This window comes from Haladaptatus sp., assembly GCF_049589095.1.
Classification (GTDB): domain Archaea; phylum Halobacteriota; class Halobacteria; order Halobacteriales; family Haladaptataceae; genus Haladaptatus.
The window spans coordinates 1-10697 of record NZ_JBAWAC010000256.1; the positions used below are offsets into that span (position 1 = coordinate 1).

Genomic DNA, 10697 nt, shown 5'->3' on the forward strand with positions numbered 1-10697 from the left:
CATGTGGAAGAATACGTCTTCGTCTGCGTCGTCTGTCTCTATAAATCCGTAGCCGCCAGTGTCGTTGAAGAAGTCAACCGTACCTTTCGCCATTGCGTTCTACCAAAGCAATCCCATACTTAAAAATCTATGCAACCACCAATGCCTCATGTGACCAATGCACATGGCCACCAGAGGACAAGGCTGATACCCGTTGGGTGAGTGGAAACGAACAAGACGATGTTGACGCGGCTTCGGCGACAATTGGAAACGGCGTACGAACGACAGTTACAACGCAGCGTTTCCGGTGCGCCGACACACGTCGCGGTCATTCAGGACGGCAACAGACGCTACGCCAGCAAGCAAGGCGACGAAGCGTCGGACGGTCATCGAGAAGGGGCAAAGACGACCGAGCGCGTCCTCGACTGGTGTGACGAGATCGGCGTCGAGGAACTGACGCTGTACACCTTTTCGACCGAGAACTTCGAGCGGTCCGAACAGGAGAACGAGTCCTTGTTTGACCTACTCGAAGACAAACTGTACGAGTTCGCCGACGCCGAGCGCGTTCACGACAGCGGCGTCTGCATCCGCGCCATCGGTGATGTTCCACGGCTCCCCGAACGCGTCAGGGAAGCCATCGACTACGCCGAGCGACGAACCGGGGAGTACGACAACTTCGTCCTCAACATCGCGCTGGCGTACGGCGGCCGAAACGAACTCCTTCGTGCGGCCCGCGACGTGGCCCACGAAGTCGAGTTGGGAAACCTCGACCCCGACGACATCTCCGTCGAAACCATCGAATCTAGACTTTACGACCGTCCGCTCCGCGACGTTGACCTCATCATCCGAACCGGCGGGGACGAGCGAACCAGCAACTTCCTCCCGTGGCACGCCAACGGCAACGAGGCGGCCGTCTTCTTCTGTACGCCGTACTGGCCCGAGTTCTCGAAGATCGACTTCCTGCGCGCGGTCCGAACGTACGAATCCCGCGAACAGTCGTTCCGGCAGGCAAAGGTTCAGCGCGCGCTCGCTCTCGTGCGCGCCATCGGCGGTGTCGAACTGGATGAAGCGCGCTCGATCCTGCGGAAATTCAAGGAATACGTTCCCGACAGCGTTTCGATGGAGGAGATCGAGAGCGGGGAAGACCGTCGAACGACCGAGTAGACGGACGATTTCTGATTGCCGTTTTTTCGATTCGTACTCCGTTACAGGGTATCGAACAGGGAGTCACCCAACTTCGAGAGCGATCCGATACCGCCCGTCTCGACGTTTTTCGTCGTCGGCATCGGACCGGACGTGACGATGGGGGTACCGCTCACCCGCAGACGGGCGTCGTGAATTGTCGTCCGTCGGCCGTTCTCTATCGTGATCCCGTCCCGACTGCCGAAGTGGTGTTGGACGGAAACCCCCGAAAACCGACAGCCGTCCCGTCCAGTGAGCAGAATGGCGGTTCCGTCCGGGGCCGCGCCGTAAATCGAGAGGTTCTCACAGGCGACGTCGTGGTTCGATGGAAGTGCTTGCATGCTCGGCATCGTGGTCGGGTCGTATTCGGTGGCCGGAGAACGCACGTTGACGGCCGGGACGCTGTGGTTGGTCTGAATCGTGGTGTTCGTGATCCGTGCGGTGCCGAACTGCTTTCCCACGACGATACCGCCGGAGCTGTACGTTCCACTCAAGTCCGTAATCTCGACGGTACAGTTGTCGATTTCCGCGTTCGTTCCCTCCTCCATCCAAATCCCGCGCATGTTCGGTTTCACGTCCGGGTTCCGAGGGTTATCGATTCTGACGGTCGCGTTTTCGACGCGCGTACCGCTCGTTCCACCGCCGATCCGTATCTGGTCGATGCCGTTGTTCGCGTACGTCCCGCCCCGCACGAGCAGTGGGCCGGAGTGGGGAGACGCGTAGAGGCCTTCGGTCCAGTGTTCGACCTGACAATCGACGAACCGTATCGATCCCTCTCCCGTGTGCGTGAAAATCGCGTTTCCGCCCCGTGATCCACCTCGCATGTGAGCCCGTTCGACGAGCAGGGACGCCGACCGCTCGGGCACCTCCAGTTCGAGACCGCTCCGAGAGGACGTGCCGTGGTCCCCCTCGAACCGGAGGTTTCGCAGGACGTTCCGGGAACCGGCGACCGAGAACGCGACGACCGGGGAGGCATCGGGCTTCGTGTAGTCGAAGGTGAACCCGTCGAGCACGAAGTTCCGAACCGGTTCCCCGTATAGCCAGTTACCCTGCATCCCCGCCGGAACGCGGAACGTCGCGTCGTTTCCCACGAGTCCACAGTTCTCGTGATGGGAGCAATCGAGGTTCGAAAATCGGTACGTTCCGGGAGGAAAGTAAAGCAACCGCCCGTCCCGTAACGCCCGACTGACCGCCGCACCGACGGGTTCGGTACCCGTGTCGTCCACGTCCAACGAACCGACGTCGACGATTTCCTCGAACCGGTCGCGATAGGGACCAACGACCGACTCCTTGCTTCGCCCGGAGTTCGTGTCACATCCCGCAATCGTCGCCGCGAGGGCGACACCGGCCGCTCGGAGGTACGACCGTCTCGTAGTCCCGCCGCTCGGCGTTCCCATCTCAGTCGAAGTCACAGCGGTGCGCTATTTTACGGTTACGGGGGTAGAGGAAGTCTAAGACCGCGTTTCAGGGAGTAATCGGTCCCTTCGAAGTCGAAGCGTGATGCGCCGTGGAGTCACACGGTGCCTACCGTGGGAACGATTCGTTCACGAATCCGAACACGACACCGGGACGAACACGAATCGGCGGTTACAGTCGTGGCAGGGCGTACGTCCCGACGAGAACGCCGATTCGGCTCACGGTGTACGCGATGGCATACAACGTGCTCGCAGCGGGTTGCAGAACGAGTAAGATAACGAACGTCCCGAACGTGAACGAGAAGCCGACGGTTCGAGCGGAACGGGAATCGCTCATCTCCTTCCCGATAGCGTCGATTCGTTGCATGAGAACGGGAACGGCCCCGCCGAGCACGACGCCGATGAGGATTCCAACGACGGCGACGAACGTCAACGATGGAACACCGGTGTCGAACAGTCGGACGACGTTCTCCAGATCGTCTATCAAGTAGGATAGAAGTACGAAGACCACGAGCACCAGTACCAACTGGAAGACGTTCACGACGAACGAAGGGGACTCGGTGAGATCGAACTCGATATCGGAGTCGGCAAACCGGAAGAACCGAAAGGAAATGACACCGGAAAGGACGACAACGACGCCGAGAACGATGTCCACACTATCGTCGGTGAGGATGCTGAGCGCGACGAAGACCGCGCCGAGGCAAACGAGTACCATCGACAACAGTCGTGCAAGTCGTTCCGTGTCCATATTCACACCCAAGTATATTAAATAAACCACAAGTAAGTTCGGATATCATCGTTCGAAAACTGTTCTCGGAATGCGAGTCGGAACGCTTCGCAAAATCGGGAGACCTACCGGCCGAACCGCCGCTGTCGGTTCTTGTAATCCAGAATCGCCCGCAGGTAGTCACGCTTGCGGAAGTCGCGCCAGTTGACGTCGGTGAAGTACAGTTCGGAGTACACCGACTGCCAGATCATGAAGTCGGAGAGGCGTTCCGCGCCGGTTTTGATGACGAGGTCGGGGTCGGCCGGGAACACCAATCGGGATTCGATTTCCTCCTCGCCGACCTCGTCGGCCGAGACCGTTCCGGCCTCCACGTCCTCCGCGACCGCACGCACCGCTTCCGCGAATTCGTGTTTGCCGCCGAGGCCGATGCTCACCTGAATCGGCGCGTCGGCAGGGGTGAGGTCTTCGGGGCCGCGAACCGCGATTTCTCGCGGTGCGCGGACGTTTTCGAGTTCGCGTTGAAGGGTCGGTACTGCGCCGGAGTCCAGCACGCTCACGTAGACCGTGATGCGTTCCGCGCCGTGGTCAAAGGCCCACTGGAAGAACGATTCGAGCGTTTCGTACGCGCCTTGTTCCAGCAAGTCGCGTTCCGTGATGACGACGGCGATATCGCTCGGCGGGTCGGCGTTCTGACGGCGAACGCGGGCCGTGAGGTACTGGTCGTAGAGTCCCACTGGAACGGAGTAACCACCATCGACGCATAAACGTCACGCCCCGCGCCGTTCGCTTCCTTCGAGAATATTAAGTGGCCCTCCGCGAAAACGAAACTCGTGACTTCGAGCATTCGGCGGGCGGCGGCATTCGCAGGGGTTGCGACGCTCTCGCTCGCCGCGTCGGTGCTGGTGGCGGCCGTAGCGGCGTTGTTCGCCGCGATCGGTGCAGTCGCGCTCGTCCTCGACGAAGGGACGTTGTTCGACCTCTTCGCGCGGCCGAGTGACCGGAACGAGGGACGCCTACGCGGATTGGCCGCGTTCTCCTTTGCAACTGCCGCGCTCGCCATGCTCGTCATGCTCGTCGGGTTGCCGACGAGCGTCTTCGTCGCAGCGGTCTGTCTGCTCGCGTACGGGAACCTCACGGAACAAATCGTTCGAACGCGGAGCAGCGCGACCATCGCCGCGACCGCCGGGTTCACCACCGGTGGCTTCGTCGCCGCGGTTTTCGCCCAAGCGATCGTCCGAGGTATTCAGGGGAACCCGGTCGGACCGGTACTGCCGGAGCTCGTCTTTCTCGCGGCGAGCGGCGCGCTACTGGCAGGGTTGCTCCGGTCAGTTCTCTTCGAGCGGGACGATCCGGTGGTGATGTTTTCGGTTGCAGTCCTACTGTGGCTATTCACCGACCTCACGATGACGGTGACGAAATTGGACATCATCCTCGCCATCGCCATCACGGTCGGCTTCGGCTACGTCTCGTGGGCGCTCGACACGGCATCCGTCACCGGCATGCTCACCGGCATCCTCCTCGCGTTGCTCACCATCGTCCTCGGGGGCTACCCGTGGTTCGCCGTCCTCATCTCCTTTTTCGCGCTAGGGGGCCTGTCCACGAAGTTCAAATACGAACAGAAACGCAAAAACGGCGTCGCGGAAGCCAACGAAGGCGCTCGCGGCGGCGGCAACGTCCTCGGCAACGCCGCGGTGGCGCTGATTGCGGTGCTCGCGTTCGCCGCCAGCGACCGACTCCATGTCGCGGAAAGCGTCTTCCTCTACGCGTTCGCGGGAAGTATCGCGGCCGCCATGAGCGACACCCTGTCGAGCGAAATCGGCGGCGTGTTCGACAACCCCCGACTCATCACGACGTGGCGGCGGGTCGACCCCGGCACCGACGGTGGCGTGACGTGGCAGGGCGAACTGGCCGGAGCGACGGGGTCGTGTATCGTCGCCTTCATCGCCGTTTCCCTCTTCGACTCCATCGGCCCGCTGGGCGGCGGCGTCATCGCACTGGCCGGAATCGGCGGCATGACGGTGGATAGCATCCTCGGTGCGACCATAGAGGGCGAGGGACTCGGCAACCAGAGCGTCAACTTCCTCGCAACGCTTGCCGGAGGACTCATCGGTGCCGGGTTGGCGTTGGTGGTGGGCCTAGCGACGTGATCCGACCGGCGACGCCCGACGACCTTCCCCGACTCCGGGAAGTTCGGTCGTGGCTTTCCGAACCGACCCCGGAACTCCTCGAAACGACGATTTCCGAACCGGGCTCCGTCTTCGTCTCGACTGCTGCCAACGATCCAGTCGGATACATCCTCACCCTCGTCGGCACTGATGCGTACATTGCCGAACTCGTCGTGGAACCGGTACACCGCAGGGAAGGTCGGGCGAGACGGCTCCTCCAAACCGCGCTCGATTCGGCCCGTGACCGCGGTTGTGCTCGCATCTCGCTCACGGTTCACGAGAAAAACGAAGCCGCCCGGTCGCTCTACGAATCGATGGAGTTCGAACTCGTCGGACGCGAATCGGGATACTACGCCGACGGCGGAGACGGGTTGCTGTTCGAGAACCCACTGCAGTGAAAAGGGAACGCTACTCCTCGTGGAACTGATCGGCCGTGATGATACGGACCGTCGTCGGTTTTTTGACGAACTCGCCTTCGTCGCGGGAGACTATCTGCTCGACGCCGCGCTGGGCGGCGACGTCGAGGATTCGCTGGCTGAGCGTGCCATCGAACACGACGGCGTGTGGCACCGTCTCCGACCCTTCGATGGCCGCGAACGTCTCGTCGGCCGGTGCTTCGGCCAGGATACCGAAGTCGTCATCGAGTAGTCGAACCGTCGCCGTCCCGTCATCGATGACCGCTCCGACATGACTGCGAAGCGTCGTCGGTTCGTCTGCCGTGGCCGAATCGGTCGCTTCGGAGTCGGCCATCTCGGAATCCACCGTCTCGGAATCCGCCGTCTCGGAATCCGCCGTCTTTCCCGTTTCCGACCCGTCAGGCGTTTCAACCGTTCCGTCCGTTTCCGCGTCTTCGTCGGTTTCAGCGCTTTCCGTCGGTTCGACGGTCGTGTCAGTTTCTTCGGTAGACGATTCGCTCGTGGACGTCGTGTCCGCTTCCGAGGCGTTCGTTTCGGTGGACGATTTCAGCGGTCGAACGGTCGAAGGTTCGTCTATTTCGGGTGCGGGAAGCGTGCTTCCGTCGGTTGCGGCCATCATCGTCTCGTCCGCGTCGAAGCGGTCGAACCGACGCTTCCCTCGCAGGGACGCCATCACTTCGTCGCGCGCGAGATCCTCGACGGATTTTCCTGTCGGCGCGATAGCGACGTAGTCGATGTCGCCGACCTGATCGAGTTCCTTCAAGATCAGGTCGCCGCCGCGGTCGGCGTCGAGAAAGGCCGTGGTCGTCCGCGCCTGTGTGAGGTCGGCGACGGTGTCCGGGACGTTCGTTCCTTCCACTGCGATGGCGTTTTTCACGCCGTAACGGAGCAAGGTCAGTACGTCGGAGCGACCTTCGACGACGATGATGGCGTCGCTGTCGACGACGTTCGGCCCGGCCGGGAACCCTTCGTATTCGGTGATATCTTCGACGCGGATGCTCTGTCGGACTTCGTCCAGGATCTCCTGGCTAGTCATGACGCTGTCGTCGAACGACGACGACAGCAGGTCTTTCGCACGGTCCACGACTTCGCGTCGTTTCGCCGCCCGCACGTCTTCGATGCTCGCAATGCTGACGCTGGCGCGACACGGCCCGACGCGCTCGATGGTTTCGAGCGACGCCGCCAAAATCGCCGTCTCGACCTTGTCGAGGCTGCTGGCGATAGTGATGGTCCCGAACGACTGGCCGTGTTGGCTCTCGACGTGTACGTCGATTCGACCGACTTTCGAGGACTGTTGGAGGTCGCGTAAATCGAGGTCGTCTCCGAGCAACCCCTCTGTCTGCCCGAAGATTGCCCCGACGACATCACTGCGTTCTACCACCCCGTCGGCGGTAATGTCTGCGTGAATGAGGTATTTCGCTGTATCGTCCATGAGTGATGAACTGCCCTCCGGGAGGGCGTGATTGTAACGTCCATGAGCGTGGCCATGGATACGTCTCAGTGTGGCGCTCCAACGCCCAAATACCTGTCGTCACGGGGGTTCCCTCCTGCGATCCTACCACAAATTCGCGTGAAAAATCATCACTATTGATGGTCGGATTGATGATCGGCCCGCTACTCGTTCAACTTCCGGAGATGTTCCGCACCGTGAGCGAGCGACGCCAGCGGGTCGCTCGGCGCGTCGTGCTCGTAGACGAGCCAATCGGTTCCCGCCTCCCGTGCCGCGTTCACGCAGGCGGATAAATCGACGTCACCCACGCCGAGTTCGACGGGTTCCCCGTCGCGCGTGTCCTTGACGTGAACCAACGGGGTACGGTCCCCGAGCGAGTCGATGAGCGCGATCGGGTCCTGTCCCGCCGCCACGGTCCATCCGAGGTCGAGTTCGATTTCGAGTTCGGACTCGTCGAGGAAGACCTCGAACCCGGTCTTCCCACCGACGTCCACGAACTCGTGGTCGTGGTTGTGATAGCAGAGCGACGTGCTGTGACCCTCCATCCGCGCCGCGAGTTCGTCCAGTCGCCGCGCCGTCCGCGTCGCCGCCTCCTCGCTCTCGAAATGCGACGCGTCGAGATACGGCACGACCGCCCACTCACAGCCGATCTCGTGATAGATGCGCGCCGCCCGCCCCGGGTCGTCCTCCAACTCGTCGATGGGAACGTGGGCGGCGGCGACCTCCAACCCGGCATCGTCCAGCGCGTCGGCCACGTCCGCCGGGTCGGCGTCTCCAAGTCCTGCGAATTCCACGCCGTCGAATCCCACCTCGCCGACTCTCGCGAGTATTTCCGGGAGGGGTTCGTCGATCTCACGGAGCGTGTACAACTGAATCGCCGTTCGCATCATACGTTCCCGTGCGCGGGCCACGGAGTTAGTGATTGTTCCTCCCACGACGACGTGAGAGAGAATCCTGCAATCGAAACAGTCACGCCAGTAGACCCGACACGACTCCGAACTCCCGCTCCCGAAATCCACGAACGTTTTACCCGGCGACCCGAAGGGGGGGATATGTTGCTAACGCTGGAGGGACTGGACGGGAGCGGGAAGACGACCGTCTGGGAGGTGCTTCACGAGGAGTTTCCCGAAGCGGTGTTCACCCGCGAGCCAACTGACACGTGGTACGGCGATGCGGTCAACCGCTCGATAGGGGACGACGACGCCGACTCGATCGCCGAACTGTTTCTCTACACGGCGGACCACGCGGCCCACCTCGCAAACACCGTTCGACCCGCGCTGGAGGAGGGAAAACTCGTCATCTCCGACCGCTACTCCGATTCGCGGTACGCCTACCAGGCGGTCGCGCTGGACGGGGCCGTCATTCGCCCGATGGAGTACATCATCGGCGTGCACCGACCGTGGACGCGGCCGCCGGACTGTACCATCTATCTCGACGTGGACCCGGAGACGGGCGCGGCGCGAAGCGGCGCGACGAACAAGTTCGAACAGGCCGGATTCCTCGCACAGGTGCAGTCGAACTACGAGCGACTGATGGAAGCCGAACCGGGGCGGTTCGTTCGCGTCGATGCGACCAATTCGCCCGAGACGGTCATCGACAACGTCGTCTCGACGATCGAGCGCGTGCTCGACAACGCCGACGAGTAGGACCCGTCAGACCGCGCCGCCGCTTCCGAATCCGGGATGGCGACGCTGGAATCCGATGAGCTGTTCGACGCGATCTGCCTTCGCCAACAGGACTTCCTTCAGTTCGGGAGGGTTGCGAATACGGGTGTTGTCGAGCAACTCGTCGGGAATCACGAGCGTATTGTCCGGGATATCGTCCTCCGCGTGAACGGAGAAGTGTTGCTGATCGATCTTCATCACGAGCGGCCAGTCCAACCGCTCGACGCCTTCGCCGGAGGAGTACAGGGCTTTGTTGACGGATTCGTGATCGTCACGACACATGACGGCGTGATCACCCTCGTATGGCTCGACGTAGAGCCGACCGAGGTAGTATCCGCTGGAAAACGACTCGAACATGAGTGACAATAACACACAAGGAGAGATAGTTATATAGGAGTTATGCGGAAGCGTTATGTCGAACGGCAATCACTCGGGTTTTCGGTCCGTGGGTTTCGGGGACGCAACGGTGATAGCAGTTCTTTTAATAACTCGCTACGCGGGTAGAATATGGCAGTTCCCGAACGCTATGCCCGCTACTATCTCGAAAACGCTCCGAGTTTGGTGGTGCTTATCATTCTCAACCTCGCTCTCGTCCTCGTCGGCGTCAACTTCTACGTGGAGACGATGCCGGGCGTTCCGCTCTTTCTCTGGCCGTTGTATGCCGATTCGCCGACTGCAGTTGCACTGTTCGCCGCGTCGCTTTTCACCCTCCTCCCGAACCTCGGCAAGCGTCTTTCGGACTCCCCGCAGAACCTGCCGCTCGCGTATCTCAACACCATCGCGTTCGTCTGGCTCGTCCAATTCGGCCTCTGGACCTTCACCGCGCTCAACCTCGGCTTCTCGCACTACTACGCCCCACCGTGGACCAACCCGGGTATCCTCGACTACTGGGGCATCATCATCGCCCACCTCGCGTTCATCCCGGAGGCATATCTCATTCCGAACTACGGAAAGACGACGAGAGGTGCGCTGGTGGCGGCATTCGTGTTGATGATGGCGAACAACGTTTTCGATTACGTGTTCGGTTACCACCCTCCGCTTCGCTACAAAGTCGGAATCGTACTACCGATACTCTCAGTCGGAATCACGTTCCTGTCCGTCTTCGCCGCTTCACACGCCATGGACCGGTTAGAGTGATGGAGATGTCTTTTTAAACGTTCTTCCCTCCTCTCGATTCCTCGTTACGAGATGTGAACAGAACGAACGAATTACCCCCTTTTTAAGTGATGGCTGAGTACTAGAGCAGTAGATGAACGCCCTTCGTGCCATCCTGTTAGCCGTCCTCGTCGTTTGTGGATGTGCCGTAACCATCCCAGCGGCGGCGGCCCCGACGCCGAACACTCCGGCAGATGTCACCTCCATCCAACGGCAGCAACAAGCGAACAACAGTACGGTCCGAATGAACAACAGCACGCTCGGTGCCGAAATTTCGTCGTTCATGCAGGTCAGTACGTCCCAGGCCGAAGGCTCGGTCGATACCGGTCTCTGGGTGGCCAGATTCAACCAAACGAAAAACAAATCCGCCCAGCAGGCGCTCGTTCGACATCGCGTCGACGACATGCAAAAACAGCTATCGGACCTTCGGGATAGGAAGCAAACGCTCGTCACGAAGTACAAAAACGACCGTATCAGCCAACTCAGATATCAATCCGAGATGAGCAAGCTAGTCGGCGAAATCAGTTCGCTCCAACACTCCATC

Annotated in this window: 13 protein-coding genes; 6 read left to right on the forward strand and 7 right to left on the reverse strand. The window is 61.0% G+C overall.

The annotated features are described in order from the left end of the window. Positions 1-93, reverse strand: a 93-nt coding sequence (locus tag WBV42_RS08290) for a cold-shock protein (RefSeq protein ID WP_423985621.1), incomplete at its 3' end; no start/stop codon positions are given. Positions 94-219: 126 nt separating this feature from the next. Between WBV42_RS08290 and uppS the strand changes: the two genes are divergently transcribed. Further along, positions 220-1143, forward strand: coding sequence for a polyprenyl diphosphate synthase (uppS, locus tag WBV42_RS08295; protein ID WP_423985610.1), 924 nt, complete (start codon positions 220-222; stop codon positions 1141-1143). A 41-nt stretch (positions 1144-1184) separates the two neighbouring features. Here uppS and WBV42_RS08300 read toward each other — a convergent pair whose 3' ends face one another. The 3 genes from WBV42_RS08300 to WBV42_RS08310 form a co-directional block, all read right to left on the reverse strand. After that, on the reverse strand, positions 1185-2558 hold the full coding sequence (locus WBV42_RS08300) for a hypothetical protein (protein WP_423985611.1): 1374 nt from the start codon (positions 2556-2558) through the stop codon (positions 1185-1187). A gap of 190 nt (positions 2559-2748) precedes the next feature. Further along, positions 2749-3324, reverse strand: coding sequence for a hypothetical protein (locus tag WBV42_RS08305; protein WP_423985612.1), 576 nt, complete (start codon positions 3322-3324; stop codon positions 2749-2751). A gap of 104 nt (positions 3325-3428) precedes the next feature. Then, entirely contained in the window at positions 3429-4037 is a 609-nt protein-coding gene (locus WBV42_RS08310; RefSeq protein ID WP_423985613.1) for an undecaprenyl diphosphate synthase family protein, read from the reverse strand. Positions 4038-4133: 96 nt separating this feature from the next. Here WBV42_RS08310 and WBV42_RS08315 point away from each other — a divergent pair, with 96 nt between their 5' ends. Then, a complete protein-coding gene (locus WBV42_RS08315) occupies positions 4134-5450 on the forward strand; it encodes a DUF92 domain-containing protein (RefSeq protein ID WP_423985614.1) in 1317 nt (438 codons plus the stop codon). Continuing rightward, on the forward strand, positions 5447-5866 hold the full coding sequence (locus WBV42_RS08320) for a GNAT family N-acetyltransferase (protein ID WP_423985615.1): 420 nt from the start codon (positions 5447-5449) through the stop codon (positions 5864-5866). Before WBV42_RS08315 ends, WBV42_RS08320 begins: the two co-directional genes overlap by 4 nt. A 10-nt stretch (positions 5867-5876) precedes the next feature. Here the strand turns inward: WBV42_RS08320 and dnaG are convergent, their stop codons facing one another. Both dnaG and WBV42_RS08330 read right to left on the reverse strand, forming a co-directional pair. After that, positions 5877-7316, reverse strand: coding sequence for a DNA primase DnaG (dnaG, locus tag WBV42_RS08325; RefSeq protein WP_423985616.1), 1440 nt, complete (start codon positions 7314-7316; stop codon positions 5877-5879). A gap of 182 nt (positions 7317-7498) precedes the next feature. Beyond that, positions 7499-8224 (reverse strand): sugar phosphate isomerase/epimerase family protein, encoded by a 726-nt coding sequence (locus WBV42_RS08330; protein WP_423985617.1) that lies wholly within the window; start codon positions 8222-8224, stop codon positions 7499-7501. A gap of 162 nt (positions 8225-8386) precedes the next feature. On the opposite strand from WBV42_RS08330, the gene tmk reads away from it, so the two are divergent. Beyond that, entirely contained in the window at positions 8387-8980 is a 594-nt protein-coding gene (tmk, locus tag WBV42_RS08335) for a dTMP kinase (protein WP_423985618.1), read from the forward strand. A 6-nt stretch (positions 8981-8986) separates the two neighbouring features. Here tmk and WBV42_RS08340 read toward each other — a convergent pair whose 3' ends face one another. After that, a complete protein-coding gene (locus tag WBV42_RS08340; protein WP_066140771.1) occupies positions 8987-9355 on the reverse strand; it encodes a DUF5802 family protein in 369 nt (122 codons plus the stop codon). Between the two features lie 150 nt (positions 9356-9505). Here WBV42_RS08340 and WBV42_RS08345 point away from each other — a divergent pair, with 150 nt between their 5' ends. After that, entirely contained in the window at positions 9506-10135 is a 630-nt protein-coding gene (locus WBV42_RS08345; protein WP_423985619.1) for a DUF1405 domain-containing protein, read from the forward strand. 112 nt (positions 10136-10247) lie between these two features. Continuing rightward, the coding region (locus WBV42_RS08350) for a DUF7096 domain-containing protein (RefSeq protein WP_423985620.1) at positions 10248-10697 on the forward strand (450 nt) is incomplete at its 3' end.

Coding starts and splice junctions, on each gene's coding strand:
- WBV42_RS08330 (WP_423985617.1), bottom strand. CDS start 8,224: ATGATGCGAACGGCGATTCAGTTGTACACGCTCCGTGAGATCGACGAA.
- WBV42_RS08300 (WP_423985611.1), bottom strand. CDS start 2,558: ATGGGAACGCCGAGCGGCGGGACTACGAGACGGTCGTACCTCCGAGCG.
- WBV42_RS08305 (WP_423985612.1), bottom strand. CDS start 3,324: ATGGACACGGAACGACTTGCACGACTGTTGTCGATGGTACTCGTTTGC.
- dnaG (WP_423985616.1), bottom strand. CDS start 7,316: ATGGACGATACAGCGAAATACCTCATTCACGCAGACATTACCGCCGAC.
- WBV42_RS08340 (WP_066140771.1), bottom strand. CDS start 9,355: ATGTTCGAGTCGTTTTCCAGCGGATACTACCTCGGTCGGCTCTACGTC.
- uppS (WP_423985610.1), top strand. CDS start 220: ATGTTGACGCGGCTTCGGCGACAATTGGAAACGGCGTACGAACGACAG.
- tmk (WP_423985618.1), top strand. CDS start 8,387: ATGTTGCTAACGCTGGAGGGACTGGACGGGAGCGGGAAGACGACCGTC.
- WBV42_RS08345 (WP_423985619.1), top strand. CDS start 9,506: ATGGCAGTTCCCGAACGCTATGCCCGCTACTATCTCGAAAACGCTCCG.